The sequence below is a fragment of the Streptomyces sp. NPDC006544 genome (assembly GCF_040611715.1).
In the GTDB taxonomy this organism is placed as follows: domain Bacteria; phylum Actinomycetota; class Actinomycetes; order Streptomycetales; family Streptomycetaceae; genus Streptomyces.
The window spans coordinates 37,982-64,592 of sequence record NZ_JBEXOV010000022.1; the positions used below are offsets into that span (position 1 = coordinate 37,982).

A 26,611-nucleotide genomic window follows, 5' to 3' on the forward strand; every position below is an offset into this window, starting at 1 on the left:
TGCCTCGCGCAGTGGTCGGGGTCCGGGATCGTGTCCGGTCTCGGAGTCGGGTCCGGAGCCGGCCCGGAACCGGCGCCGGGATCGCGTTCGCGTGAACCGAGCCTGCCCTGGGGGCGTATCAGGCTCGGTTCACGCGTATTTCGGTGCCGTTAACCGCTGGCCGGCTCGCGTTACACCGAGGTGAGCTGCGGCTGCGCCTCCGTGCCTGCCGTACTGATCATCGCGCGGGAGGGCCTGCGGAGGTATACCGCCCAGGTGAGCGCGCAGCACACCGCGTAGAAGGCGAGGAAGGTGACGAAGGCGGCGGTGCCGGAGCCGGCGTCGAGGAAGGCCTCGCGGAAGACCAGGTTGATGCCGAGTCCGCCGAGGGCGCCGACCGCTCCGATGAGGCCCATGGAGGCCCCGGACAGCCGCCGCCCGTAGGCGGCCGCGTCCACGCCGCTCATGCCGCGCGCCAGGGCCTTGGCCTGGAAGATGCCGGGGATCATCTTGTACGTGGAGCCGTTGCCGAGCCCGCTGAGGACGAAGAGCGCCACGAAGCCGACGAGGAACACCGTCAGGGACTCCCGTACGGAGGCCAGGATCACGACCGTGGTGGCCGCCGCCATCGCCACGAACGTGCCCAGGGTGATCCGCGCCCCGCCGAACCGGTCCGCGAGGGCTCCGCCGACCGGTCGGATCAGCGAGCCGAGCAGCGGTCCGATGAAGGTGAGCGAGGCCGCCTGGAGCGGCGTGCGGCCGAACTGCGTCTGCAGGACCAGCCCGAAGGCGAAGCTGTAGCCGATGAAGGACCCGAAGGTGCCGATGTACAGGAACGCCATGATCCAGGTGTGGGCGTCGCGGACGGCCTCGCGCACGGCGCCGGTGTCGTTGCGCACGGGTGCCAGGTTGTCCATCCGCAGCGCGGCGAGCGTGGCCGCGATCACGATGAGCGGGAGGTAGGCGCCGAGCAGGAGCCTGGGGTGGCCGGCTCCGGCCACGGCGATGACCAGCAGGGCGGCGAGCTGGACGACGGGGACGCCGATGTTGCCGCCGCCCGCGTTGAGGCCGAGCGCCCAGCCCTTCTTGCGCAGCGGGAAGAACGCGTTGATGTTCGTCATCGAGGAGGCGAAGTTACCGCCGCCGACGCCGGTCAGCGCGGCCACCAGCAGGAAGGTGCCGTACGAGGTCCCGGGCTCCATGACCAGCCACGCGGCGGAGGTCGGTGCGAGAAGCAGCAGGGCGCTGACGACCGTCCAGTTGCGGCCGCCGAAGCGGGCCACGGCGAAGGTGTAGGGGATCCGGACCAGGGCGCCGACGCAGGTGGCGGTCGCGATGAGGAAGAACTTCCCCGCGGGGTCGATCCCGTAGGCGGGGCCCATGAAGAGGACCATCACCGACCACAGGGACCAGATCGAGAAACCTATGTGCTCGGAGAGCACGGAGTAGACCAGGTTGCGCCGGGCGGTCTTCTCGCCCGTCTCCTTCCAGAAGGTCTCGTCCTCGGGTTCCCACCGCTCGATCCAGCGGCCCCCTTTGCGCGGTGCGGTCCTCCTGGTCATCACACGCCTCCCCATCTGCTGATCGCGTCACATCACGTCTCGTCCGTGGTCACGACGGTAGGAACAGCTCGTTTCGGTCCGGGTCCCCGGCTGATGACCACCGGGAAACCTTGCACTCACCCACCGCCGGGGCCCGGTGTGAGCGCGGCCCCCGGGGCGGACGGGCGTGCGGGCGCCGGCGGGAGCGGGGAGGCGCCGCCGGGGAGCCAGCCGTCCGGGGGCACCTCCAGCCAGCCGTGGCCGGCCGCGAGCTGGGCCGCGGCGGCGCGCAGCGCGTCCAGGCCGGGGTGGCGCAGGCCCTTGCGCCAGACCATCGCGAGGGGTGACAGCGGTACCGGGCCGGTCAGCGGCCGCTTCACGCAGCCGGGCAGATCGGCGAAGTCCACCGTGGCGAGGACCGGGTTGCCGGTCTTCACCATGACCCGGCGGAACTCGTCCTTGCCGACCGCCACCGGCGCGGGCGGCGCCACCCGGATCCCCCGTCCGGCGAACAGCTCGAGCGCGAGCCCGGTCCACTCCAGGGTCCGCGGATTGCCGGCCCCCGCGTACACGGTCTCCCCGGCGAGCGCGTCCAGCGGTACGCGTTCCCGCGCGGCCAGCGCGTGGCCGTCGGGCAGCAGCACCGCGAGCGGCTCGTACCGTACGGGCATCTGGGCGAGGCCGGCCCGCAGCGCCGGGCCGAGGCCGTCGGCGTAGCCGAAGGAGACGTCGAGGCGGCCGGCGGCGATCTCGGCGGCGGCGTGGGTGAGCCCGGATTCGAAGCGGGCCATCAGCTCGCAGTCGGGGGCGAGTTCGCGGGCCCGCTCCAGGACGTCGCGGGCGGTGCCGGGGCCGTCGGTGTTGAGGTCGACGAGCAGCGGGCGGGATCCGGCGTCCGCGGCGAAGGCGGCGGCCAGCTCCTCGTGGGCGGCCAGGACCCGGCGGGCCAGCGGCAGCAGCCGCTCCCCGTCGGGGGTTAGCTCGACGGCCCGGGTGGTGCGGGCCAGCAGGGTCGCGCCCAGGGCCTGTTCGAGCCGGCGCACGTCGCGGCTGAGGGCCTGCTGGGCGATGTACAGCCGGGCGGCGGCGCGGGTGAAGTGCAGGTCCTGCGCCACGGCGAGGAAGGAGCGCAGCAGCCGGGGGTCGAGGTCTCGGGGCATCACCCGGGGAGACTAACAACGCGGAGCGGTGAATCGTGCGGGAACAGGTGTTGGACCGCGAGGCCCGCCGGGCGGAAGCCTGGTGTCATGCCCACCACGCCCATCACGCCCGCTCGGATGACCGTCACCGGCGCCACCCTGGTCCTCGCCGCCGATCCGGCGCTCCGCCCGTCCCGTGCCCCGCGCCCGGTCCGGTCCGTCCGCTCCCCCGGCCCGTACGGGCGGCTCTTCGCCGTCCCCGGCACCCGCGGGTTCACCACGGGGAACCTGATCGCCCGCCTCCCCATGGGCATGTTCGGGATCAGCGCCGTCATGATGATCGCGGGCCAGCGCGGCTCGTACGCCCTGGCCGGCGCGGTCGTGGCCGCCGGCCTGGCCGCCACGGCCGTCGTGGCCCCCTGGACGGCCCGGCTGGTCGACCGGCACGGGCAGGCGCGCGTCGCCGTCCCCGCCACCCTGGTCGCCGTGCTCGGCTCGCTCTCCCTCGTGGTGTGCGTCCGCACCCAGGCCCCCGCCTGGACCCTCTTCGCGTCCTACGCCGCCACCGCGACCACGCCCAACATCGGCGGCATGTCCCGCGCCCGCTGGACCCACCTGCTCAAGGGCTCCCCCGCCGAACACCACACGGCGATGTCCTTCGAACAGGCCGCCGACGAGCTGGCGTACATGCTCGGCCCGGTGGTCGCCGCGTTCCTCTGCTCCGCCGCGTTCCCGGAGGCGGGCACGCTCGCGGGCGCCTTGCTGCTGCTCACCGGGGTGCTGGTGTTCACGGCCCACCGGGCGACGGAACCCCCGCCGTCGCCCGCGGTCCGGGGAGCCTCCCCGCTGCGGACCCTGAAGTGGCTGCTGCCGCTGTTCTTCGTCCTCGGCACGATGTTCGGCTCGCTGGAGATCACTTCCGTCGCCCACCTCGGCTCCCACGGCCTCGGTGCGCTCTCGGGCCCGGTCCTCGCCCTCCAGGCGGCCGGTTCCTGCGCGGCCGGCCTGCTCTACGGAACCCTCCGCCCGCGCGGACTCCCCACCTGCCTGGCCGCCCTGGCCGCCGCCATGACCCTGCCCTGGGCCGCCGCGGCCACCGGCTCGCTGGTCCCGCTGGCCCTGGCGCTGCTGCTGGCCGGCATGGCCACGGCTCCGGTCATGGTCACCGCGATGTCCCGGATCCACGCGGTGACCCCGCCCGGCCGGCTCAACGAGGGCATGACGCTGGCCGTGACCGCGATCTTCGCCGGTATCGCCGCCGGCTCCGCGACGGCCGGCTCGGCGATCGACCACCTCGGCACGACCGCCCCGTACGCCCTCCCGGCGGCGGCGGCGCTGCTGGCGCTCCTCCTCGGCGCGAGAAGAGTACTCGTACCAGTTTCCTGTACGAGAGTGGTACCGTAAATGAGTACCGTCGAGAATGGAGTGACGCCATGTCCATAAGCGCCAGCGAAGCCAGGGCGACCCTCTTCCCGCTCATCGAGCGTGTCAACACCGACCACACTCCGGTGCGCATCACCTCCAAGAGCGGCGACGCCGTCCTCATGGCCGCCGACGACTACGACTCGTGGCAGGAGACCGTCTATCTGCTCCGCTCCCCGGAGAACGCGAAGCGCCTGATGGAGGCGGTCGCCCGCGACCGCGAGGGCGCGCCCATGGTCACCAGGACACTGGACGAGCTGAGGGAGATGGCCGGGGGCGAGGAGTGAGGAGCATCCACTTCGACCCCGCGGCCTGGGACGACTTCCTCTTCTGGCTGTCCGCGGACCGGAAGATGGCCCGCAGGATCACCCGCCTGATCGGTGAGATCCAGCGCGACCCCTTCGGTGGCATCGGCAAGCCCGAGCCCCTGAAGGGCGAGCTGTCGGGCTACTGGTCCCGCCGGATCGACGACGAACACCGGCTCGTCTACCGGGCGGACGAGAAGGAAGTGAAGATCCTGAAGGCCCGCTACCACTACTGACAGGACACGACAAAGGCCCCGCAGCCTGACGGCCGCGGGGCCTTTGCCCAACATGGGGGTTGTGGAGATGGCGGGAATCGAACCCGCGTCCAACGGTGCAGAAGTAGGGCTTCTCCGAGCGCATTCCGCTGCGCTTTTCTCGGCCCCGGAGATCACACGGACAAGTCTCCGACGGGCTCAGTCACTGTTTGATTTCCCTCTATCCCCCGTGACCGGAGTTAGAGGTTTAGATCCCTAATTGACGCCAGGATCCGGACCGGGACCACTTCCGGGCTGACGCTCCTCACAGAGGCTTCAGCTCACTGTTATTAGGCAGCGAGGGTGAAGCGGGAGTTATCGCTCTTGGAGTTGGCGATTATTGTTTGCGACATATGGTTAACGAGATCATTGCCGCTTCCTCGGCTCGCTTCCCCTACATCGACATCCGCTGTCGAAACCGATCATCCCCATGTTTCACGCTATTCAGTTAGGCAGCAGATCCTGGCGGCTCCACCGGTCGTACCGGTCTCGTCAGGTCCTGCTCTCGCAGCCACCACCCGCAAGCGCGTGGTGCTGACGCCATCGTACGCGAAGTGGACCGCGGTGTGCCAGAAGATTAAAGCTGGCCGCGCTCCTTGCGCTTGACGGCCGAGATCACCCGGTTCGTCTCGCGCGTGTCCTGCTTCTCGCGCAGGGACTGCCGCTTGTCGTACTCCTTCTTGCCCTTCGCCAGCGCGATCTCGATCTTCGCCCGGCCGTCCTTGAAGTACAGGGAGAGCGGCACGATCGTGTTGCCCGTCTCCCCGGTCTTCGAGTCCAGCTTGTCGATCTCCTCGCGGTGCAGGAGGAGCTTGCGCTTGCGCCGCGCGCTGTGGTTGGTCCAGGTGCCCTGGCTGTACTCCGGCACGTGCACGTTGTAGAGCCAGGCCTCGCCGCTCTCCACCGACACGAACCCGTCCACCAGCGAGGCACGGCCCTGGCGCAGGGACTTGACCTCGGTACCTGTGAGCACGAGACCGCACTCGTAGGTGTCGATGATCGTGTAGTCGTGCCGCGCCTTCTTGTTCTGGGCGATCAGCTTGCGCCCTGTTTCCTTAGCCATAGTGCGGTCATTTTCGCACTACGGACCCACCCCGAGGCCACTCAATACCCTGCGGGCCCGGTCCTCGGCCCCGTCCGCCGCCGTCAGGTCCGGGGCGATGCCGCCGCCGTCCGGGCTCCGGCCGCCCGGAGTCCGGTACGTACCCACCGTCAGCTCCGCCACCGAACCGTCCGCGAGCTCCGTCGGCATCTGCACCGAGCCCTTGCCGAAGGTGCGGGTGCCGACCGCCACCGCGCGGCCCCGGTCCTGGAGGGCGCCGGTCACCAGCTCGGCCGCGCTCATCGTGCCGCCGTCGATCAGCGCCACCAGCGGCCGGGCCGTGTCGCCGCCCGGGGCGGCGTACAGGGCGTGCTGGTCGCCCCGCACGTCGTACGTCGCCACGAGCCCGCCGTCCAGGAAGGCGGAGGCGGCCGTCACCGCCTCGGTCACCAGACCGCCGGTGTTCCCGCGCAGGTCGAGCATGAAGCCGCCGCCGGGCGGGGCGGCGCGGACGGCGGCGCGGACCCGTTCCCCGGAGCCCCGGGTGAAGGAGGCCACCTTGATGACGGTGATGCCGCCCGGGATCTCCCGGACGCTCACCGGTTCGGTGCGCAGTTCCTCGCGCCGCACGGTCTCGGTGAGGCCGGCCCCGTCCCGGGCCAGCTCCAGCACGACGGGGGTGCCGGCCGCCCCGCGCAGCAGGGCCACCACCTGGGCGACCCGCAGCCCGGTCACGCCCTGCCCGTCGATGCGCAGCAGCCGGTCCCCGGCGCGCAGGCCGGCCCGGTCGGCGGGGCCGCCGGGCTGGACCCGGTCGATCGCGATGCGGTCGTCGCGCGTCCGCACGGCCCACAGGCCCACCCCGGTCCAGCGGCCGTCGAGCTCCTCGGAGAAGGCCTCGTACTCGCTCTGGTCGTACACCATGCCCCAGCGGTCCCCGCTGCGGCTGACCACGTCCTCGGCGGCCTCCTTGCCGGACTTGCCCTCGGCGGCGGCCTCCGCGGCGGCCCGGGCCACCGCGTCCCGGTCGGCGGTGCCCGCCCCGGCAGGCGCCCCGGACGCCCCCTCCCCGCCCCGCCCGGAGGCCGTCCCGCGGGAGCCCTGGCCCGTGAGGGGTCCCGTACGGGCCGACAGGACGGACGAGGAGGCGGCCCCGTCACCGCGGCCGGGGACCCAGCTGCCCGTGCAGGCCCCGGCGCCGACGGCCGCGCAGAAGGCCAACGTCAATGCGGCCCCGCGACGCAGGTCGCGGGGCCGGAGACAGAGGGCGGGCAGAGCCGGCATGGCGCCGAGTCTAGGACAAGCCCCGCGGCGGCACGGAGGGTTGACCGTTCCGCCCGCGGGGCACTCGTCACACCTTCAGGTACTTGCGCAGAGCGATGAAGGCGGCCAGCGAGGGCATCAGCACGCCGATGACGAGCACCAGCGGCAGCTTGGTCAGGACCGAGTCCCAGCCGATGAAGTTGATGAGCTCCATCTTGTCGCGCAGCGCGGCACCGTGGTCGATCACGAAGTACTGCCCCGCGCCGAGCATGCCGCAGGCGAGCAGGGCCCCGATGAGGCCGGCGAAGGCGGCCTCCATGATGAACGGCACCTGGATGTAGAAGCTGGACGCGCCCACGAGCCGCATGATCCCGGTCTCACGCCGACGGCTGAAGGCCGAGACGCGCACCGTGTTGACGATCAGCAGCAATGCCACGATCAGCATGATCAGCATGATGCCGAGGGCGGCCACGTTGAGGTAGCCGAGGAGTCGGAAGAGGTTGTCCAGGACGGTGCGCTGGTCCTCGACCGACTGGACGCCGTCGCGGCCGGAGAAGGAGGTGGTGATCACCTTGTACTTCTCGGGCTGCTTGAGCTTCACCCGGAAGGACTCGGGCATCTGGTCCGGGGTGATGGACGCGGCCAGGGCGGTGTGCCCGAACTGCTCCTTGTAGTGCTTGAAGGCCTCGTCGGAGGATTCGTAGATGACGTTCTCGACGAGGTCCATGCCCTTGAGCTCGGTCTCCAGGGCCTGCTTCTGCTCCGGCGTCACCGCGCCCTTGGAGCAGGAGGCGCCGTTGGTGGCCTCGGCGTCGTTCTTGTTGCAGAGGTAGATCGAGACGTTGACCTTGTCGTACCAGTACCCCTTCATCTTGCTCACCTGGTCGCGCATGAGCAGGGAGCCGCCGAAGAGGGCCAGCGACAGGGACACGGAGATGATGACCGCGAAGGTCATGGTCAAGTTGCGGCGGAGACCGACCCCGATCTCCGACATGACGAACTGGGCGCGCATCGCGTCTCAGGAGCCTTTCAGTGCTGGTAGCCGTAGACGCCGCGCGACTGGTCGCGGACGAGACGGCCCTGCTCGAGTTCGATGACGCGCTTGCGCATCTGGTCGACGATCTGCTGGTCGTGGGTCGCCATGATCACGGTGGTGCCGGTCCGGTTGATCCGGTCCAGCAGCTTCATGATGCCGACGGAGGTCTGGGGGTCCAGGTTGCCGGTGGGCTCGTCCGCGATCAGCAGGGCCGGGCGGTTGACGAAGGCGCGGGCGATGGCCACGCGCTGCTGCTCACCACCGGAGAGCTCGCCGGGCATCCGGTCCTCCTTGCCGCCGAGGCCGACGAGTTCCAGGACCTGGGGGACGGCCTTCTTGATCTCTCCGCGCGGCCGGCCGATGACCTCCTGCGCGAAGGCCACGTTGTCGGCCACCGTCTTGTTGGGCAGGAGCCTGAAGTCCTGGAAGACGGTCCCCAACTGGCGCCGCATGTGCGGGACCTTCCAGTTGGAGAGTCTGGCGAGGTCCTTGCCCAGGACGTGGACCTGGCCCTGGCTCGCCCGCTCCTCACGCAGGATGAGCCGCATGAAGGTGGACTTGCCGGAGCCGGAGGACCCGACCAGGAAGACGAACTCGCCCTTCGCGATGTCCAGCGAGACATCTCTGAGTGCGGGACGGCTCTGCTTCGGGTAGGACTTGGAGACGTTGTCGAATCGGATCACGGTGTGCACCACGGTCGCCGGGAGTAGGTGAGCGTGACCATACGCGAACGGGCGCGAGGTGTGGACCCGAGGTCCGGAGTTGCCCGATATATCCCCTGGTCCGAGGGGTGCGCGACCGCGATTGTACGGACGGGCCGCGCCTAATGTCGGCGGAGCTGGCACAGTGGGAGGGGAACGGACCCGTTCCGCCTGTCGTTGTAACCGAGGGGACGAAAGGAGGAGCGCATGACATTTGACCGGCTCGTGTGCGCGAACTGCGCCGCACCCGTCAGCCAGGGCCGCTGCCCGGTGTGCCGGGCGAGCAGGCAGCGCCTCCAGCAGGAGGGCCCCTCCGGCGGCCTGAACCCGGCGGCGCTCATCGCCCTGCTGGTGATCCTGGTGGCCGCTGTGGCACTGGTGGCCCAGCACACGGTGTAGTTCCTGGAACCGCCACGTCCCGATCGAAGAGCACCCGGCTCAGCAGAAGGGCCCGGACACCTGCGCGCAGGTGTCCGGGCCCTTCGTGTCCGCTCGCGCGGGGCGTCCGACCAGCGGTCGCCGTCCCGCTTACGCGGTCTGTTCCTGCTGCTTGCGCCAGCGGATGCCCGCCTCGAGGAAGCCGTCGATCTCCCCGTCGAGCACCGCCTGCGGGTTGCCGACCTCGAACTCCGTCCGCAGGTCCTTGACCATCTGGTACGGGTGCAGGACGTAGGACCGCATCTGGTTGCCCCAGGAGCTGCCGCCGTCCTTGAGGGCGTCCATCTTGTCCTTCTCCTCCTGGCGGCGCCGCTCGAGCAGCTTGGCCTGGAGGACGTTCATGGCGCTGGCCTTGTTCTGGATCTGCGAGCGCTCGTTCTGGCAGGACACCACGATGCCGGTCGGCAGGTGCGTGATGCGCACCGCCGAGTCGGTGGTGTTGACGCCCTGGCCGCCGGGGCCCGAGGCGCGGTAGACGTCGACGCGCAGCTCGCCCTCGTCGATCTCGACGTGGTCGCTGGACTCGACGACCGGCAGCACCTCGACGCCCGCGAAGGAGGTCTGGCGGCGGCCCTGGTTGTCGAAGGGTGAGATCCGGACGAGGCGGTGGGTGCCCTGCTCCACGGAGAGGGTGCCGTACGCGTACGGGGCCTTGACCACGAAGGTGGTCGACTTGATGCCGGCCTCCTCCGCGTACGAGGTCTCGTAGACCTCGGTCGGGTAGCCGTGGCGCTCGGCCCAGCGCAGGTACATGCGCTGCAGGCGCTCGGCGAAGTCGGAGGCGTCCACGCCGCCGGCCTCGGCACGGATGTTGACCAGTGCCTCGCGCTCGGAGTACTCGCCGGAGAGCAGGGTGCGGACCTCCATCTCGTCCAGCGCCTTGCGCACGGAGACCAGCTCGGCCTCCGCCTCCGTAAGGGTGTCCGCGTCGTCCATCTCCTGGGCGAGCTCGAACAGCACCGCGAGGTCGTCGATGCGTCCCCGCAGGTTCTCGGTCTTGCGGACCTCGGCCTGGAGGTGCGAAAGCTTGCTCGTGATCTTCTGGGCGGCTTCCGGGTCGTCCCACAGGGACGGCACGGCGGCCTGCTCCTCGAGCACGGCGATCTCCGCCCTCAGCTTGTCGAGGTCCAGGACGGCCTCGATCGACCCCATGGTCGAGGAGAGGGACTTCAGCTCTTCGGAAACATCGACGACTGCCACGGGTCCAGCGTAGCCGGTCCCCGGGGGCCGCTCTCCGGGCAGGCCGAATCACCCGTTCTGATGGCGAGGCGAACGGGCGTACGCTCACCGTATGACCGTCCTCCTCGTCAAGCGCCGCCATGTGGACCACATGCGCGTCACGACGACGAGCTGTCTGCCGCCGGACCTGCTCCAAGCCTGATCCACCCCGATCCGACTTGGTCCTGCTACGCGGCCCCAGCGGTCCCCGGCGCCAACCCTGCCGGCGGCCCCTCCCCAGCCGCGGCCCCCGCCACCCCTGGGGACAGGACCCCGTGACATCCGAAACGGAGCCGTCATGCAGTCCGCGCCTTCCTCCGACTCCTCGTCGTCCTTCCCGTCCTCCGCCGCGCCGTCCGCGCCGCACCCCTCGCTTCCGGTGCTGGACCTCTCCCGGGCCGACGATCCCGCCCTGCGCGACTCCTTCCGCGAGCAGCTGCACGCGGCCGCCCGGGACAGCGGCTTCCTGCACCTGACCGGGCACGGCGTCACCGCCGCCGAGACCTCCCGCATCCTGGACATGACCAGGGCCTTCTTCGCGCTCCCGGAGGCCGACCGGCTGGCCGTGAGCAATCTGAACTCCCCGCACTTCCGCGGGTACACCCGCATCGGGCACGAGCTGACGGGCGGCTCCTCCGACTGGCGGGACCAGCTGGACGTGGGCGCCGAGCGGCCGGCGCCGGCGGTGGGGCCGGACGACCCGGCGTACCTGTGGCTGGAGGGCCCGAACCAGTGGCCGGCGGCGCTGCCGGAGCTGCGGGCCGTGGTGCTGGAGTGGCAGTCCCGGCTGGCGGCGGTCGCCCACCGCCTGCTCCGGGAGCTGCTGGCCTCGATCGGCGCGCCCTGCGACTTCTTCGACGCGGCCTTCGCCGACCGCCCCCACCTGCACACGAAGCTGATCCGGTATCCGGGATCCGCGCCCACGGGCGCCGACCAGGGGGTCGGGGCCCACAAGGACTACGGCTTCCTGACCCTGCTCCTGCAGGACTCGGTGGGCGGGCTCCAGGTGGTACGGGACGGGGCCTACGTCGACGTACCGCCGCTGCCGGGGGCCTTCGTGGTCAACCTGGGCGAGCTGTTGGAGATCGCGACCGAGGGGTACCTGACGGCGACGGACCACCGGGTCGTCAGCCCGCAGGGATCGGTGGAGCGGTACTCGGTGCCGTTCTTCTACAACCCGCGGCTGGACGCGGTGGTGGAGACGGTCCCGGGCGACTACCTGCGGTCGGCGCCGGGGGTCGCGCACGACGCGTCGAACCCGCTGCACGCGGAGTACGGCCGCAACGAGCTGAAGGGCTGGGTCCGCGCCCACCCGAAGGTGGCGCGGCGCTGGCATCCGGAGCTGGTGGGCGCGTAGGCCCGCGCCCACGCGCTCCCGCCGGACATCACCGGGCACCACACCACGGAGCCGAGGGGATACGGGGCTACGGGGCCACGGCGGCTACGGGGCGGTCGAGCTCGACTGCTTGCCGTCCTGGGGCGGCGGGGACTTCGAGTCCGAGGAGGCCGCGAGCCAGCCGCCCACACCGAGGGCGGCGGCCAGTGCGACGGCCGCCACCGACAGCGCGAGCCGCCGCTTGCGCACCGTCTCGGCCCGGTGCCGCGCGGAGCCCGGCCGGTGGCCGCCCGCGGGCCGCGGGACCCGGGCGGTCCCGAGCGCGCCGCCCGCCAGCTCGTCCGGCCCCGGCACCCGCATGGACGTGTGGGTGTCGCGGTTGGAGTCGGTCGAGGAACCGGAGCCGGGCACGAGCGGGACCACGCCCCGCCGCCGGACCGGATCGCCCGCGGACTCCGGCTCCGGCGACTCGGCCGGCTCCGGCTCGTCCGGCTCGTCCACGTCCAGCGGCGGCATCCCGGCCAGCAGCGGCTGCAGGTCCCGCAGGCGCAGCGAGAGCTCCGAGGCGCGCAGCCGCGAAGCGGGGGCCTTCGCCAGGCACTGCACCATCAGCTGCCACAGCTCGTCGGGGATCCCCGGCAGCGGGACCACGGTCTCGGTCACGTGGCGGCGCAGGACCGCCCCGGGGTGCCCGCCGCCGAACGGCGTGAAACCCGCCAGCAGCTCGTAGAGGACGGTGGCGAGGGCGTATATGTCCACCGCCGCGCGCGGGGGCAGCCCCTCCACGATCTCGGGCGCCAGGTAGTCGGGCGTCCCGATAATCCGCGTGGTGGGGGCGGACACCCGTCCGCCGGAGGTCCGCCGCGGGGAATCGATGAGCTTCGCCACGCCGAAGTCGGTGAGCAGTGCCGGATGCGCGCCGCCGGGCCCGAGCGGGCCCTGCATGTCGAGCAGGACGTTCTCCGGTTTGACGTCCCGGTGCACGACCCCGGCCGCGTGCGCCGCGGCCAGCGCGTCCGCGACGTCCGCGACGATGGCGACGGCCGCCTCGGGGGCGAGCCGCCGCTCGCGGTCGAGGCGCGTGCGCAGGTCCGTACCGCGCACGAGGTCCATGACGAGGGCGAGGTCGTTTCCGTCCACGACGAGGTCGCGGACGGAGACGACGTGCGGGTGCTCCAGGCCGAGCAGCGCGCTGCGCTCCTGGACGAACCGTCCGACGAGTTCCTGGTCGGACGCGAGGTCCTCGCGCAGCAGTTTGACGGCGACGGGGCCGTCCGGCCCCTCGCCCAGCCATACCGTGCCCGCGCTGCCGCGCCCCAGGATCTGGTGCGCGGTGTACCGGCTGCCGATCTTCCGTGCCAAGACTGCTCCCTCAGCGGCTGGCGTACGTGCCAAAGCTACGCGGCCGGGTGGGGGTTGGAGTCCACGGATCGCGGCGACCTTCACTTCTGCGGGCGAAATCACGTCCCAGAAGTCGACAAATCCACGAAGTCAGTGCTTCGGGGTCCGGTTCGGGCCGGTTCAGGGGGTCGTACCGCCCGTGGAGTCGCCGATCGTGCCGACCCAGTCCGCGACGTCCGAGCCCCAGGTCCACACCTGGTCCCACCAGCCCCGGCCGGTGCCGACCCACTCCTGGAGCGGGGTCAGCTCCCAGACCAGCCAGCCGGCGACGAAGAACACGAGGATCAGCACCAGGCAGCCCTTCAGGCAGCCCAGACCCGGGATCTTGACCGGGTTCGCGCTGCGGCGACGGGGTTCGCGCGGTTCCCGCTCGACCGGCTGCTGCCGCGGCGGCGGGCCCTGCGGCGGCTGCTGCTGCGGCTGGCGGTACTGCGGCTGCCCCTGTTGCTGCGGCTGCTGGTACTGCTGGGGCTGGTGCTGCTGCGGCTGGTAGTGCTGCGGCGGGGGCGGTGGCGCGTACTGCTGCTGACCGTACTGCGGGGGCTGGCCCTGCTGGGGCCGCTGCTGCTGCCCGTACTGCTGCTGCCCGTACTGCTGCTGTTGGGGCGGCGGCCCCTGCCGGTACGGCTGCTGCTGCTGAGGCTGCTGGGGCCGCTGCTGGGGAGCCTGCGACGGGGGTGCCTGGCGCTGCGGCCGCCTGCGCAGCGGGTCCTCGCTCGGGTCGAGGTACTGCATCTGCGTCTGCTCGTTGCGGTCGCGGGCCGCCCGCATCTGCGATTCCCACGGGTGCGGCTGGTCCGGCCGCTGCACGGGCGGCATCACCGAGGTGGGATCCGCGCCCGGTGCGCCGCCCGGGCCGCCCGGGCCGCCCGACCCGCCGGTGGAGGGCAGCACGGACGTGGCGTCGGCCGCGCCGACCGGCGGCAGCACGCTGGTCATGCCGTTGGGGTCGTAGGCCCCCATCGGGGAGGCCCCGGCGCCGGGCAGCACCTGCGTCGCGTCAGAGGAGGCGTGCCCGCCCGGGGTCGCGGGGACCGGCGCGGGCGAGGTGTCCGGCGCGAGCAGCGCGCCGACGCCGAGGGCCGCCTCGACCTCGGCGACCGTGGAGTGCACGCCGATGCCGGAGGCCACGACGCGCAGGCCGCGCGCCAGGCTCTGCGCGCTCGGGCGCTCGTCCGGCTCCTTGCGCAGGCAGCGCTCGATGACCGTCCACAGCGGCTCGGGCACGTTCGCCGGCCGCCGCGGCTCCTCGCTGAGGTGGCGGTGCAGGACCTCCAGCGCGGTGCCGCCGGCGAAGGGCGGGCGCCCGGTGAGGAGCTCGTAGAGCAGGATGCCGGCGCCGTAGATGTCGACGGCGGAGGTCTGCGGACGGCCCTCGGCGGACTCGGGGGCCACGTACGCCGGGGTGCCGACGAACTCGTGCGTGCGCGTCAGGCCCGGGGAGTCGGCCAGCCGCGCGATGCCGAAGTCGGTGAGCATCGGCTTCATCTGGCCATCGCGCTCGTCGAGCAGGACGTTGGCGGGCTTCAGGTCGCGGTGGACCACGCCGTCGGCGTGGCTGGCGGCGAGCGCGTCCGCGATCTGGGCGGTCAGCAGGCTCGCGGCGACCGGGGTGAAGGGCCCGTTCTCGCGGAGGTACTTGTGCAGGTCGGGACCGTCGATCAGGTCCATGACCAGGGCGAGGAGATCGCCCTCGACGACGAGGTCGCGGGTGCGGACGATGTTCGGGTGGGTCAGTCGCAGCAGGACGGAGCGCTCGCGCAGGAACCGCATGACGATGTCCGCGTCCTGGGCCAGCTCCTCCTTGAGGACCTTGATGGCCACGGTCTCGCCGGGGTGGCCGGCGACTGCCGCCTCCGCGCCGGCGGCCTCCCGCTGGCGGGCACGCCAGACGGTGCCCGTGGCGCCGCGTCCGAGCGGCTCCTCGAGCAGGTATTTACTGCCGACTGGCCGCACGTCGCGCGCTCCCTGCTGTAGTCGATTTCGGCGATGGTTTTTCCGGCCCACTCTAGGGGGTGTCCCGGAGGAAGACGCCGGGCATCGAAGGTTGGTTGCCGCACATATGCGCGAAGGATGACGATTGCGGCGTATGCCAGGGGCGATTTTGAGCACCCCGGTGTCCGTATCCGATCGGCCCGGTTGCGGGTCCGGTGCGGGACGCCGACCGATCAAGATCACTTGTCGGTGGGCGCCGGGCGTGTCGTCCGCGACAGGTGCGAGGATGCACCCGTACGGAACGGCCGGGACGGGAGCCCCGCCTTCCGGGCAGACCTGACCGGACGACGCGTCCGTGCCGGGTGGGGGCGGACGGGCACGCACGGCATCCATGCCGTCGTCCCGTGGATCCCTGCCGGGCGCACGCACCGCGCACCGCGCAGAAGGGACCGCTGACGGCGATGCAGATCCGGCTGACCGTCCTTGGCTCGGGGTCGCGCAGCGGCCACCACACGGCCGCCACCTCCACCACCTCCGCCGCCGCGCCGGCGAGCTGCGACGTGCTCGTCACCGCGCCCGCCGGCACCGCGCTGTCCGCGGTGGCCTCCGGGCTCGCGGCGACCGTCGGCGGCCCGGACACCGGGGGCACGGTCGTGCTGTACGCCGGTACGGAGCGGCTCGATCCCGCCCGGTGCGCACTCGGGGAACCGCCGCTCGTGGACGGGGCGGTGCTCTCGCTGCACCTGCCCGGTCCCGAGGTACTGGCGGACGCCGGACCCGGGGACGTGCCCCGGCTGCACGTCGTGGCCGGACCCGACGCGGGCGGGGTGCACCTGCTGCACCCGGGGGCGATCCGGATCGGCCGCTCGGCCGACGCGGACGTCCCGCTGGACGATCCGGACGTCTCGCGGCTGCACTGCGCCGTCACCGTCCTGCCCGACGGGCGGGTGGCGGTGGCCGACCTCGGGTCGACGAACGGCACGACGCTCGACGCCGCGGTGGTCGGCGCGGCGCCGGTGGCGCTGGCCCCCGGCGCGCTCCTGCGGATCGGCGAATCCACCCTGCGCCTGGCGGCGGGTCCGACGCCCCCGTCCCTCCCGCTCACCCCGGACCTGGAGGGACACCTCTCCCTCGGCCTGCCGGGCGACGCCCGGACTGCCTCCCCGGGCAGCGGGGACGACGGATCCCGCACCGACGCCACGGCGCACGGCGGGCCCGGGACGGGCCCCGACACGGGAGCCGGCCGGCCCCCGGCCGGCCCGCCCGGCGCGGGGACCGGGGGATCCGGGCCCGGATCCCGTCCGGCGCCCGGCCCCCGGCCGGGCGCGAGCCAGGGCGGTCACGACGGCTCCCCCGGCGAGGGCCCGGGCACCGCCCGGGGATCCGGCGCCCGGCCGGAGGCGAGCCGGGGCCGCACCTCGGGGTCCTCCGGCGGAGGAGCCGGCGGACCCGGGACGGGGACCGGGAGCGGCGATGCCGGCACCTGGCCCGGTAGGGACAACGGCGGCGGCAACGCGGCGGCGGGCCCGTGGTCCGGTACGGACACCCGCGGCGGCAGCGCGGGGACGGACCCCTGGTCCGGTAGGGACACCGGCGGGAGGGACGCGGCTCCCGGCGGATCCGGCGCGGGAGCCCACCTGGGAGCCCCGGGAGCCCCGGGAGCCGGCCCCTGGTCGGGCGCGAGCCGGGCCGGCGGCCCCGGAGGCGCGCCCGGCGGGGCCCACGGCGCCGGACCGACGCCACCGGGGTCCTTCCCCCACCAGGCTTCCCGGAGCGGGGGCCTCGCCCCCGACCCCGCACGGCCCGAGGCCCGGCACGGCGGGACGGACGGGGACACCCCCGACGCGGACCCGCGCGGCTCCGGCGCGGAACGGCCCGGCACCGGGCGGCACCACGCGCCCTCCACCGGGGTGGAACACCACGGCGACGGCGGATGGGCGGCGCCCGGCGCCGCCCCCGGCCTCGACCGGGGCGACGGGGGCGGTTCCCCCGAGCCCCGGCGGCCCCGGCGCGGGATCGGCGCCTGGGCGCGCAAGTGGGTGCGCGGGGAGGACTCCGCGCAGGGGGAGGCCGTCGGTGCGGCGGCGGCCCACGCGGGGGCAACCGCCTCCGTCGCCGCCCGTCCCGGCGCGGACGATCCGGCCGCGCTGCTGCTCGCCGCCCTCGGCCCGACGCCCCGCCTGTGGGCCGGGCCGCCCGGGCTCGACGTCACGCTCGGCGTCGGCAGCGGGGTCGCGCTCCTGGAGACCGGCGCCCTCGGCATCGCGGGCCCGCGGGCCCGGCTGACCGGAGTCGCCCGCTCCGTCATCGCCCAGCTCGCCGCCCTGCACGCCCCCGGCCAGCGGCTGGAGATCGTGCTGATCGCCGCCGACCGCGGCCGCCCCCTCGCCGAACGCCGCCGCGACTGGGGCTGGCTCGGCTGGCTGCCCCACGTACGGCCCGCGCACGGGCAGGACTGCCGGCTGCTGCTCGCCTACGACCGCGACCAGGCGGCGGCCCGCGTCGGCGAACTGACGCGCCGCATCGACGACGGCCCCCTCGGCACCCACTGGGCCGGCGCCGGTCCGGACGCGGTCCGCGAGGCCGCGCACGCCTATCGCGGCCCGTACACCCTCCTGGTCCTCGACGGGGACCCCGGCGCCGGCGCGCTCCGCGACCTCACCGGCCGCCTCGCCTCGCACGGGCCCGCCGCCGGGATCCACCTGCTCGCGCTCGCCGAGTCCCCGGCCGCGACCCCCGCCTCCCCCGTCGCGGAGACGTACGAGACGGCCTGCGCGGCCACCCCCGCCTTCCGGGACTGTGGCGCGGTCGCCCTCCTCAGCGGCGACGTGGCCACGGCCGTACGAACCTTCGCGGTCCGCGGCGGCAAGCCCGTGCCGCCCGGCGAGACGGCCGTCGCCGACGCCGTGTCGGTCGCCTGGGCCGAGCGGTTCGCCCGCGCCCTGGCCCCGCTGAAGGCCGACTCCCCGCCCACGGAGGGATACCGGCCCACCGCCGCCACCCTCCCCGCGACCTCCCGGCTGCTCGACGAGTTGGGGCTGGCCCGGGCCACCCCGGCCTCCCTGATGGCCCGCTGGGCCGCCGCCACCGACCAGGGGCAGCGCGTCGGCGGCCTCGCCGAGATCGTGCTCGGCACGGGCCGGCGCGGACCGGTGGGAGCCGAACTCGTCACCGACGGACCTCACTTGTTGATCGAGGGACCCGCCGGCAGCGGCCGTACCGAGTTGCTGCGCTCGGTGGCCGCGTCCCTGTCGGCCGCCGCCCGCCCCGACCGGCTCGGCCTGGTCCTCCTCGACGGGGCCGGCGGCGAGCGCGGCGACGGGCTGCTCGCCTGCACCGAGCTGCCCCACGTCTCGGCCCATCTCGTCGCCTCGGACCCGCTGCGCATGCGGGCGTTCGCGCAAGCACTGGGCGCCGAGCTGAAGCGGCGCGCCGAGCTGCTGGACGGGGTGCCGTTCCCCGAGTGGCACGCGCGGCGCGGCGTGTCCGACCGGATGGTCTCGCCCCGCCAGCCCACCCCCGGCGAGCTGCGCGGCGATCTCGAACCCCAGCGCACCGGCACCCTGCGGCTGCGTGCCTCGGCCGTACGCAGCGATCCGGCCGCGGGGCCGAGCCCGCTGCCGCGCCTGGTCGTCCTGGTGGACGACTTCGACGCTCTGGTCGCACCGGGCCTGGGCAGTACGGGCCGTCCCGCCGCCGGGTCGGTGGTGCGCGCGCTGGAGGCGGTGGCCCGCGAGGGAGCCCGGCTGGGTGTGCACCTGGTGGCCACCAGCGCCCGTCCGGACCGGACGGCCGACACCGAACTGGCCCGGCTCACCACCCTGCGCGTGGAGCTCGATGCCCCGGACCAGCCGGCCCCCGGGCGCGGCGTGCTCCGGTACGCCGACGGCCGCACGGTCCCGTTCCAGGGCGGCCGGGTCACCGGCCGGATCCCCCGGACCGCGACGCAGCGCCCGACGGTCGTACCGGTGGAGTGGGAGCGGATGGGCGATCCGCCCGCCCGCCGCCCCGTGCGCGAGCTGGGCAACGGCCCGACCGACCTGGCGCTGCTGGCCAGCGCCCTGGACCGGGCCTCACACCTGGTTTCGGCCGTACCCGTGCTCTTCCCGCCCGCCCCCTGACCGGGCGGGCGGTCCCGCCGGAGGAACAGTAAGCGCGGAGGGCGCGGGAGCGCCGGGAACGCCGGGAGCCCCGGCAGCAGCCTGCCTCGCGTGACGATCGACCGCGGGTCGCGCCCCCGCGCCGGGCCGTCCCGCGTCTCCCGCACCCGGAACGCCCCGCCGCGGGGGACACGTTCGGGTGGCGCGTCCGCGGGACGCCGTGCGGGTCCCCCGTGCGGACCCGGGCGCGCGCCGCTCCGCCCTGCCGGGCCCAGGGGTCCGCGCCGTCCGCGACGGCCGGTTCCCGCGGCGCCCCTCACCAGGGCCTCTCCGCGCAGCCGCGCGGGCCCGGGCCGGCCCGTGCGGACGAACTCGCCGGAGGCCGGGGCCCCTTCGGGGCGCGGCTCGACGTCCGTCCGGGCCCCGCCGTACGAGGAGCGGGAGGCCGCCCGACGGCTGTCGGGAGCGTGCCGCCGCCCCCCGTACGGGGCCGTCGGATCCGGTGGAAGGCGAGGCGTGCACGAGCTCGGCTCGAGCGGGGCGCTATTGCGAGGGTGGTCGGGTCGGCGTAGACCTTGTGGCACGGGACACACCAGAGCCACACAGGCATCGGGGGCAGAGCCATGCACGGCACGAACACCCGCACCACGACCGGCGCGACGACCGGTACGACGACCGGCGCGAGCGGGACGAGAGCCCGCACGCCGGGCACGAAGGCCCGTACGAGGGCTGCCGCTTGGGCGGCGCTCGCCGCCACCGCCGCGCTCGCCCTCTCCGCGTGCGGCAGCGACAAGGAGCCCGCGAAGGGCACCGACGGCCCCGACACCTCCGCCGGGCCCGCCGTCGCGTTACCTCGTCTGGACGGCGAGAAGCTGGAGGTCGCGGCGGTCTGGACCGGCCCCGAACAGGCGAACTTCACCAAGGTGCTGAAGGAGTTCGAGCAGCGCACCGGCGCCACCGTCACCTTCGTTCCGGCGCAGGACCCGATCGTCACCTTCCTCGGCTCCAAGATCGCGGGCGGCGCCCCGCCGGACGTGGCGCTGCTCCCCCAGGTCGGCGCACTGGTCTCCGCGGTGAAGAACAAGTGGGCGCAGCCGGTCGGCGCCGAGGCGCAGGCCCAGCTCGACAAGAACTACTCGAACGGCTGGAAGTCGCTGGGCGCGGTCGACGGAACCCAGTACGGCGTGTATTACAAGGCCGCCAACAAGTCGTTGATCTGGTACAACGCGAAGGCCTTCGAGGCGGCGGGCGTGACGCCCCCCAAGACCTGGAAGGACCTCGTCACCGCGGCCGACACCCTGTCCGCGTCCGGCACACCGGCGGTGTCGGTGGCCGGCGCCGACGGCTGGACCCTGACCGACTGGTTCGAGAACGTCTACCTCTCCCAGGCCGGTCCGGAGAAGTACGACCAGCTCGCCAAGCACCAGATCAAGTGGACGGACGACAGCGTCAAGCAGGCGCTGACCTCGCTCGCCGAGCTGTTCGGCCGCAAGGACTTCCTGGCGGGCGGCCAGAGCGGGGCGCTCTCGACGGAGTTCCCGAAGTCGGTGACGCAGACCTTCACCGGCGGCGACCGGCCGGCGGCCGCGATGGTCTACGAGGGTGACTTCGTGGCGGTGAACATCGCGCAGACGGAGGCGAAGGTCGGCGAGGACGCCCTGGTCTTCCCCTTCCCCGCGGTCGGCTCCAAGGCCCCGGTGGTCTCGGGCGGCGACGTGGCGGTCGCGCTCAAGCCGTCGAAGGGCGCGCAGGCGCTGCTGACGTTCCTGGCCTCGACGGACGCGGCGAGGGTCCATGCCCGCGAGGGCGGCTTCCTCTCCCCGAACAAGACGCTGGAGCTGAGCGCCTATCCGAACGACATCCAGCGCGACATGGCGAAAGCCCTGATCGCGGCGGGCGACGACTTCCGCTTCGACATGTCGGACCAGGCTCCGGCGGCCTTCGGCGGGACCCCCGGCGCGGGCGAGTGGAAGGCGCTCCAGGACTTCCTGGCGAACCCGTCGGACGTGGCGGGAGCCCAGGCGAAGCTGGAGGCGGACGCGGCCAAGGCTTACGGGAACTGACGTGGCCCCCACCAGAGCCACCGAAGCCACCGAACCCGCCCAGGCCGCCGGTGCGAGCGCCCGGGCCACGGGCACGCCCACCAGGGCGGCCGAGGCCCGGCGCCGCCGGCTGACCGCCGCGGCGTTCCTCCTGCCCTGCCTCGTGCTGCTCGGCGCGCTCGTCGTGCACCCCATCGGCTACTCGCTCTACCGCAGCTTCTTCGACCGCTCGGGCGACGCGTTCGTCGGCGCCGACAACTACCGGGAGATCCTGCACGACGACACCATCCGCACCGCCCTGAAGAACACGGCGGTGTGGGTGGTGCTCGCCCCGACCACGGCGACCGCGCTCGGCCTCGTCTTCGCCGTGCTCACCGAACGGGTCCGCTGGGGAACGGCGTTCAAGCTGCTCGTCTTCATGCCCATGGCCATCTCCATGCTCGCGGCGGGCATCATCTTCCGGCTCGTCTACGACCACGACCCCGACCGGGGCGTCGCGAACGCCGTCTGGGTGGGGGTCCACGACACCTTCGCCGAGTCCTCCGCCTTCCCGAAGGCCCGTCCGGGCCGGGACTCCCCGCTGCTCCCGTCGGACGGGGGCGCGTACGTGACCCGCGATCCGGTACGGGCGGGCGTGCCCGCGGTGATCCCGCTGGTCGGCATCGCCCCGGAGGCCCTGCCCGCCGGGACGCGCCCGGCGAAGGCGGCCGCCGCCGAGCCCGGGAAGGTCACCGGCACCGCCTGGCAGGACTTCACCCGGGGCGGGGGCGGCGCGACGAACGCGGTCGACCCCACCGAGTCGGCGCTCGCCGGGCTGCGGATCGAGGCGGTCAAGGACGGCCGGGTGGTCGACTCGGCGACGGCCCGCGCCGACGGCACCTTCACCCTGTCGGCGAAGGCCGACGGCGCGCGGCTGCGGCTGCCCGCCTCGAACTTCCGCGAGGCGTACGCGGGGGTCGAGTGGCTCGGCCCGTCCCTCGTCACCCCGGCGGTGATCGGGGCGTACGTATGGATGTGGGCCGGGTTCGCGATGGTGCTGATCGGGGCCGGACTGGCGGCCCTGCCGCGCGAGCTGCTGGAGGCGGCGCGCGTGGACGGGGCGAGCGAGTGGCAGGTGTTCCGGCGGATCACCGTGCCGCTGCTGGGTCCCGTCCTGGCGGTCGTCCTCGTCACCCTGGTCATCAACGTCATGAAGGTCTTCGACCTGGTCTTCGTGATCGCGCCGGGCGCCGTGCAGGACGACGCCAACGTCCTCGCGCTCCAGCTGTACCGGACCTCCTTCGGTACGGACGCCGATCCGGGGCTCGGATCCGCCATCGCCGTCCTGCTGCTGGTGCTGGTGGTCCCCGTCATGGCCTACAACATCCGCCGGATACGCCGGGAGGCCCGCCGATGAACACCCTGCGAGGCATCACCTCCCGCGCGGCCGGCGGTGCGCTGCGCGTCTTCCTGGTCCTGGCGGGGCTGTTCTGGCTGCTGCCCACCCTCGGCCTGCTGATCTCCTCCTTCCTCGCCCCCACCGACCTGAACCGGGGCGGCTGGTGGCAGGTGCTGAGTGCACCCTCGCGCCTGACGGCGGACAACTACGGGCGGCTGCTGGCCAACGACACCATCACCGGCTCCCTGCTGAGCACGGCGGCCATCGCCGTCCCCGCCACGCTCCTGGTCCTGGCCCTGGGCGCGTTCGCCGGATACGCCTTCGCCTGGCTGGAGTTCCCCGGCCGGGACGGGCTGTTCCTGCTGGTGGTCGCGCTGCTGGTCGTACCCGTCCAGGTGGCGCTGATCCCCGTCTCCGAACTCTTCGGTTCCATCGGGCTGTTCGAGACGACCGCCGGGGTGGTGCTGTTCCACACGGCGTTCGGGCTGCCGTTCGCGGTGTTCCTGCTGCGCAACTTCTTCGCGGAGATCCCGCGCGAGCTGCTGGAGGCGGCCCGCCTCGACGGGGCGGGCGAACTGCGGCTCTTCGCCCGGGTGGTGCTGCCGCTGGGCGGTCCGGCGATCGCCTCGCTCGGCATCTTCCAGTTCCTGTGGGTGTGGAACGACATGCTCGTCGCGCTGGTCTTCGCGGACTCGGCGCACCCGCCCGTCACCGTCGCGCTGCAGCAGCAGGTACGGCAGTTCGGCAACAACATCGACGTGCTCGCGCCCGGCGCGTTCCTGTCGATGCTCGTGCCGCTGATCGTCTTCTTCGCCTTCCAGCGGCAGTTCGTCTCGGGGGTGATGGCGGGAGCGGTCAAATAGCGCCGCAGGGACCCTGGATCATGCGGCTGACGTGCGGCCTCGACGCCGCGCAACCCGAATGCCGCACCCTGCGTAACCCGATCGCCACGCCGGGGGTTCCTGGGCCATATGCCCGCGCCGACCCCTGGATGTGCCGTGCCCCGGTTCAGCGTCATCGTGCCCGCGTACAAGGTCCAGGCGTACCTCCAGGAGAGTCTGGACTCGGTCCTGACCCAGTCGTACCCGGACCTCGAACTGATCGCGGTCGACGACGCCTCCCCGGACGCCTGCGGTTCGATCATCGACGACTACGCCGCCCGGGACCCCCGGGTGACCGCCGTGCACCTGGCGCACAACCTCGGCCTCGGGCCGGCCCGCAACGCGGGCCTGGCCCGGGCGACGGTGACTACCTGATCTTCCTGGACGGGGACGACACCCTCGCCCCGGGCGCACTCCAGGCCGTCACCGACCGGCTGAAGGCCGCCGGCTCCCCGGACGTCCTCGTCTACGACTACGCGCGCACCTTCTGGACCGGGGAGCTGGTGCGCAACCGGCTCTCCCGCCGCCTCTGCGAGGACGGCCCGGCCAGCTTCCGGCTCGCCGACCGCCCGGCGCTGCTCGGCATGCTGATGGTGGTGTGGAACAAGGCCTACCGCCGCGAGTACGTGGAGCGCGAGGGCCTCACCTTCCCGCCCGGGTTCTACGAGGACACCCCCTGGACCTATCCCGCGCTCCTCGCGGCGGAGTCCGTCGCCGTCCTGGACCGGGTGTGCGTCCACTACCGCCAGCGCCGCACCGGCTCGATCCTGACCACCAGCAGCAGGCGCCACCTGGACGTCTTCGACCAGTACGACCGCGTCTTCGGCTACCTCGCCACCCGCCCCGAGCTGGAGCGCTGGCGGCCCGCCGTGCACCGGCGGATGGCCGAGCACTTCTGCACCCTGTACGCCGACCCGCGCCGGCTGCCGCGCACGGCCCGCGCCGAGTTCTTCGCCCGCGCCTCGGCCCTGCTGCGCCGCTACCGCGTCCCGGGCCCCCGCCCGCTGTCCCTGAGCCGCACGGACCGGACCCGCCACCTCCTGATGCGCCTGGGCACGCGGCGCACGTACCGCCTGCTGTCCCTGCTGCGCTCGGCCTCGCTCACCGCGGGCCGCGCGGGCGCCGCCCTGGGACAGGGCCTGCGCGAAGCGGCCCTGCGCCTGTACTACCGCGCGCAGCGCCTGCTCCCGCTCCGCCCGGAACTGGCGGTCTTCTCCGCGTACTGGCACGGCGGTTACGCCTGCAACCCGGCGGCGATCGAGGCCAAGCTCCGCGAACTCGCCCCGCGCATGCGCACCGCCTGGATCTGCGATCCCGCGCACGCCTCGACCCTGCCCCGTGAGACGGCCCTGCTGCGCCCCGGCTCGGCGGCGTACTGGACGGCCCTGGCCCGCGCCACGTACCTGGTCACGAACGTCAACTTCGAACGCACGCTGGTCAAGCGCCCCGGCCAGATCCTCGTCCAGACCCAGCACGGCACCCCGCTCAAGCGGGTCGGCCTCGACCTCCAGGACCGGCCGGCGGCGACCCCGACCACGGACTTCGCGGGCCTGCTGCGCGGCGCCGACCAGTGGGACTACCTGCTCTCGGCGAACCGCCACTCCACGCTCGTCTGGGAGAAGGCGGTCCCGTCCTCGTACACCACCCTCGAGTACGGCTACCCCCGCAACGACGTCTTCCACCGGGCCACCCGGGCGGACGTCCTCGAGCTGCGCGAACGCCTCGGCATCCCGCCGGGTTCCGTCGCGGTCCTGTACGCGCCGACCCACCGCGACTACCGGCGCAGCCGGCCGGAGCACCTGGACTTCGAGCGGATCCTGCGCGACCTGGGCCCGCGCTACACGATCCTGACCCGCACGCACCTGACGTACGCGGGCTCGCCGTCCCCCGACCCGCACCCCCGCCTGCTGGACGTCTCGGCCCACCCCTCGGTGGAGGAACTCTGCCTGGCCTCGGACGCCTTGGTGACGGACTACTCGTCACTGATGTTCGACTACGCCTCGCTGGACCGCCCGATCGTGATCCACGCGGACGACTGGGAGGCGTACGAGGCCTCCCGCGGCACCTACTTCGACCTGCGGGCCTTCCCGCCGGGTGCGATCGCCCGGACCGAGGACGAGCTGGTGGACATCTTCGCGACGGGCCACTGGCAGGGCTCGCGCTCGGCGCAGCTGCGGGCGTCGTTCCGGGCGCGCTTCTGCGCGTACGACGACGGCCACGCGGCGGAGAGGGTGGTGCGCCGCGTCTTCCTGAGCCAGCCGGCGTCCCCCGTCGTCCCCCTGGAGGACCGCCGCCCCGCCCCCGCGGCTCCTTCGGCCGCCCCGGAGCCCACCCTGGCCCACCTCACCGCGGGCCGCTGGCCGTAGGCCGCCGGAGCCCCCCGACGCGCGGGCGGGGACGGGCGGGGACGGGCCCGGCCCGTCGGCGCGGCGGCGGCGTGGCTCGTGCCCTGCCCCTGCCCGTCAGGAAGGCGTGTCGGCCGTCAGGCCCGCGACGACGGACCGCGCCAGGCCGTCGAGGTACCCCGCCGGCACGGCGTCCCGCACGACCACCTGCCGCCAGTACAGCGGCCCGATCGCCAGGTCCAGCGCCCGGTCCGCGTCCACCCCCTCGGGCAGCTCGCCCCGCGCGACCGCCTCGGAGACGATTCCCTCCGCCATCCGGCGCTGCCCCTCGAGCAGGGCCCCCCGTACCGCGTCCGCGATCTCCGGGTTGCGGGCCGCCTCCACCAGCAGGTCCGGGATCACCGCCGAGGCCACCGGGTGCCGCAGCACGTGGGACATCACTTCCAGCAGCGCCCGCACGTCCCCGTACAGCGTTCCCGTCGCCGGGACCGGCAGGCCGTCCACGGCGAACGCCCCCACCAGGTCCAGGACCAGGTGGAGCTTCGACTTCCAGCGGCGGTAGACCGCCGTCTTGCCGACCCCCGCCCGCCGCGCGACGCCCTCGATCGACATCCGCGCGAAGCCCACGGTGGCCAGCTCCTCGACCACGGCCGCCCGGATCGCCTCGGTCACGTCCTCGCGCAGGACCGCGGCCCCGGCGGGGGCCCGGCGCGTGGCGGAAGCGGCGGCGGGCGGGGCGGCGGCGGGGGCCGTGGCGGGGTCGGTCGTCATGAGACGAGCATAACCGGTGACGACGATACGGTTGCGTTCCGACGTAGCACGTCCTACCCTCAGCGTAGCGACGATACGGACCCG

General features: G+C 73.5%; 19 protein-coding genes, 1 other RNA gene and 1 pseudogene. 10 read left to right on the plus strand and 11 right to left on the minus strand.

The window, feature by feature from the left end:
• Window positions 1-170: 170 nt before the first annotated feature.
• Window positions 171-1,541: a nitrate/nitrite transporter gene (locus tag ABZY44_RS13325; RefSeq protein ID WP_356653060.1), complete on the minus strand. Its 1,371-nt coding sequence runs from the start codon at window positions 1,539-1,541 to the stop codon at window positions 171-173.
• A gap of 116 nt (window positions 1,542-1,657) precedes the next feature.
• Window positions 1,658-2,680, minus strand: a complete 1,023-nt coding sequence (locus ABZY44_RS13330; RefSeq protein ID WP_356653131.1) for a LysR family transcriptional regulator — start codon at window positions 2,678-2,680, stop codon at window positions 1,658-1,660.
• A gap of 87 nt (window positions 2,681-2,767) precedes the next feature.
• Between ABZY44_RS13330 and ABZY44_RS13335 the strand changes: the two genes are divergently transcribed.
• The 3 genes from ABZY44_RS13335 to ABZY44_RS13345 are packed head-to-tail and all read left to right on the plus strand — an operon-like array spanning window position 2,768 to window position 4,622.
• A complete protein-coding gene (locus tag ABZY44_RS13335; protein ID WP_356653062.1) occupies window positions 2,768-4,063 on the plus strand; it encodes an MFS transporter in 1,296 nt (431 codons plus the stop codon).
• 29 nt (window positions 4,064-4,092) lie between these two features.
• On the plus strand, window positions 4,093-4,368 hold the full coding sequence (locus ABZY44_RS13340; protein WP_356653064.1) for a type II toxin-antitoxin system Phd/YefM family antitoxin: 276 nt from the start codon (window positions 4,093-4,095) through the stop codon (window positions 4,366-4,368).
• Window positions 4,365-4,622: a Txe/YoeB family addiction module toxin gene (locus ABZY44_RS13345; RefSeq protein ID WP_356653066.1), complete on the plus strand. Its 258-nt coding sequence runs from the start codon at window positions 4,365-4,367 to the stop codon at window positions 4,620-4,622. The genes ABZY44_RS13340 and ABZY44_RS13345 overlap by 4 nt, the downstream gene beginning before the upstream one ends.
• 59 nt (window positions 4,623-4,681) lie before the next feature.
• On the opposite strand, the gene ssrA is transcribed toward ABZY44_RS13345, so the two are convergent.
• The 5 genes from ssrA to ftsE all read right to left on the minus strand — a co-directional run bounded on the left by ssrA (window position 4,682) and on the right by ftsE (window position 8,664).
• Window positions 4,682-5,070: a transfer-messenger RNA gene (ssrA, locus tag ABZY44_RS13350) on the minus strand.
• A gap of 147 nt (window positions 5,071-5,217) precedes the next feature.
• The gene (gene smpB, locus ABZY44_RS13355; protein WP_356653068.1) at window positions 5,218-5,703 is read right to left on the minus strand and encodes an SsrA-binding protein SmpB; all 486 of its coding nucleotides are present in this window, start codon (window positions 5,701-5,703) and stop codon (window positions 5,218-5,220) included.
• A gap of 18 nt (window positions 5,704-5,721) precedes the next feature.
• Window positions 5,722-6,966 (minus strand): S41 family peptidase, encoded by a 1,245-nt coding sequence (locus ABZY44_RS13360; RefSeq protein WP_356653070.1) that lies wholly within the window; start codon window positions 6,964-6,966, stop codon window positions 5,722-5,724.
• A 67-nt stretch (window positions 6,967-7,033) separates the two neighbouring features.
• Window positions 7,034-7,957 (minus strand): permease-like cell division protein FtsX, encoded by a 924-nt coding sequence (gene ftsX, locus ABZY44_RS13365; RefSeq protein ID WP_356653072.1) that lies wholly within the window; start codon window positions 7,955-7,957, stop codon window positions 7,034-7,036.
• 17 nt (window positions 7,958-7,974) lie between these two features.
• Complete coding sequence (gene ftsE / locus ABZY44_RS13370) at window positions 7,975-8,664, minus strand: cell division ATP-binding protein FtsE (protein ID WP_356653074.1); 690 nt, start codon at window positions 8,662-8,664, stop codon at window positions 7,975-7,977.
• A gap of 225 nt (window positions 8,665-8,889) precedes the next feature.
• Here ftsE and ABZY44_RS13375 point away from each other — a divergent pair, with 225 nt between their 5' ends.
• Complete coding sequence (locus ABZY44_RS13375) at window positions 8,890-9,081, plus strand: hypothetical protein (protein WP_356653076.1); 192 nt, start codon at window positions 8,890-8,892, stop codon at window positions 9,079-9,081.
• A 129-nt stretch (window positions 9,082-9,210) separates the two neighbouring features.
• Here ABZY44_RS13375 and prfB read toward each other — a convergent pair whose 3' ends face one another.
• Entirely contained in the window at window positions 9,211-10,320 is a 1,110-nt protein-coding gene (gene prfB, locus ABZY44_RS13380) for a peptide chain release factor 2 (protein WP_356653078.1), read from the minus strand.
• 316 nt (window positions 10,321-10,636) lie between these two features.
• Between prfB and ABZY44_RS13385 the strand changes: the two genes are divergently transcribed.
• Window positions 10,637-11,695: a 2-oxoglutarate and iron-dependent oxygenase domain-containing protein gene (locus ABZY44_RS13385; protein WP_356653080.1), complete on the plus strand. Its 1,059-nt coding sequence runs from the start codon at window positions 10,637-10,639 to the stop codon at window positions 11,693-11,695.
• 84 nt (window positions 11,696-11,779) lie between these two features.
• On the opposite strand, the gene ABZY44_RS13390 is transcribed toward ABZY44_RS13385, so the two are convergent.
• Both ABZY44_RS13390 and ABZY44_RS13395 read right to left on the minus strand, forming a co-directional pair.
• The gene (locus tag ABZY44_RS13390; RefSeq protein WP_356653082.1) at window positions 11,780-13,036 is read right to left on the minus strand and encodes a serine/threonine-protein kinase; all 1,257 of its coding nucleotides are present in this window, start codon (window positions 13,034-13,036) and stop codon (window positions 11,780-11,782) included.
• A gap of 159 nt (window positions 13,037-13,195) precedes the next feature.
• On the minus strand, window positions 13,196-15,031 hold the full coding sequence (locus ABZY44_RS13395) for a serine/threonine-protein kinase (protein ID WP_356653084.1): 1,836 nt from the start codon (window positions 15,029-15,031) through the stop codon (window positions 13,196-13,198).
• A gap of 383 nt (window positions 15,032-15,414) precedes the next feature.
• Here ABZY44_RS13395 and ABZY44_RS13400 point away from each other — a divergent pair, with 383 nt between their 5' ends.
• From ABZY44_RS13400 to ABZY44_RS13420, 5 genes and pseudogenes are all read left to right on the plus strand, one after another.
• On the plus strand, window positions 15,415-19,131 hold the full coding sequence (locus ABZY44_RS13400; RefSeq protein ID WP_356653086.1) for an FHA domain-containing protein: 3,717 nt from the start codon (window positions 15,415-15,417) through the stop codon (window positions 19,129-19,131).
• A gap of 602 nt (window positions 19,132-19,733) precedes the next feature.
• Window positions 19,734-21,173 (plus strand): ABC transporter substrate-binding protein, encoded by a 1,440-nt coding sequence (locus ABZY44_RS13405; RefSeq protein ID WP_356653088.1) that lies wholly within the window; start codon window positions 19,734-19,736, stop codon window positions 21,171-21,173.
• A gap of 109 nt (window positions 21,174-21,282) precedes the next feature.
• A complete protein-coding gene (locus ABZY44_RS13410) occupies window positions 21,283-22,548 on the plus strand; it encodes an ABC transporter permease subunit (RefSeq protein ID WP_356653133.1) in 1,266 nt (421 codons plus the stop codon).
• On the plus strand, window positions 22,545-23,393 hold the full coding sequence (locus ABZY44_RS13415) for a carbohydrate ABC transporter permease (protein ID WP_356653090.1): 849 nt from the start codon (window positions 22,545-22,547) through the stop codon (window positions 23,391-23,393). The genes ABZY44_RS13410 and ABZY44_RS13415 overlap by 4 nt, the downstream gene beginning before the upstream one ends.
• Window positions 23,394-23,528: 135 nt before the next feature.
• Window positions 23,529-25,777 (plus strand): annotated as a pseudogene (locus ABZY44_RS13420) (bifunctional glycosyltransferase family 2 protein/CDP-glycerol:glycerophosphate glycerophosphotransferase).
• Between the two features lie 96 nt (window positions 25,778-25,873).
• Here the strand turns inward: ABZY44_RS13420 and ABZY44_RS13425 are convergent.
• Window positions 25,874-26,527 (minus strand): TetR/AcrR family transcriptional regulator, encoded by a 654-nt coding sequence (locus ABZY44_RS13425; RefSeq protein ID WP_356653092.1) that lies wholly within the window; start codon window positions 26,525-26,527, stop codon window positions 25,874-25,876.
• Between the last annotated feature and the right edge of the window lie 84 nt (window positions 26,528-26,611).

Bases quoted from the DNA above. Each gene is read 5' to 3' on its own strand.
- ABZY44_RS13325 (WP_356653060.1), bottom strand. From the start codon at position 1,541: ATGACCAGGAGGACCGCACCGCGCAAAGGGGGCCGCTGGATCGAGCGG.
- ABZY44_RS13330 (WP_356653131.1), bottom strand. From the start codon at position 2,680: ATGCCCCGAGACCTCGACCCCCGGCTGCTGCGCTCCTTCCTCGCCGTG.
- ABZY44_RS13335 (WP_356653062.1), top strand. From the start codon at position 2,768: ATGCCCACCACGCCCATCACGCCCGCTCGGATGACCGTCACCGGCGCC.
- ABZY44_RS13340 (WP_356653064.1), top strand. From the start codon at position 4,093: ATGTCCATAAGCGCCAGCGAAGCCAGGGCGACCCTCTTCCCGCTCATC.
- smpB (WP_356653068.1), bottom strand. From the start codon at position 5,703: ATGGCTAAGGAAACAGGGCGCAAGCTGATCGCCCAGAACAAGAAGGCG.
- ABZY44_RS13360 (WP_356653070.1), bottom strand. From the start codon at position 6,966: ATGCCGGCTCTGCCCGCCCTCTGTCTCCGGCCCCGCGACCTGCGTCGC.
- ftsX (WP_356653072.1), bottom strand. From the start codon at position 7,957: ATGCGCGCCCAGTTCGTCATGTCGGAGATCGGGGTCGGTCTCCGCCGC.
- ABZY44_RS13375 (WP_356653076.1), top strand. From the start codon at position 8,890: ATGACATTTGACCGGCTCGTGTGCGCGAACTGCGCCGCACCCGTCAGC.
- ABZY44_RS13385 (WP_356653080.1), top strand. From the start codon at position 10,637: ATGCAGTCCGCGCCTTCCTCCGACTCCTCGTCGTCCTTCCCGTCCTCC.
- ABZY44_RS13405 (WP_356653088.1), top strand. From the start codon at position 19,734: ATGCACGGCACGAACACCCGCACCACGACCGGCGCGACGACCGGTACG.
- ABZY44_RS13415 (WP_356653090.1), top strand. From the start codon at position 22,545: ATGAACACCCTGCGAGGCATCACCTCCCGCGCGGCCGGCGGTGCGCTG.
- ABZY44_RS13425 (WP_356653092.1), bottom strand. From the start codon at position 26,527: ATGACGACCGACCCCGCCACGGCCCCCGCCGCCGCCCCGCCCGCCGCC.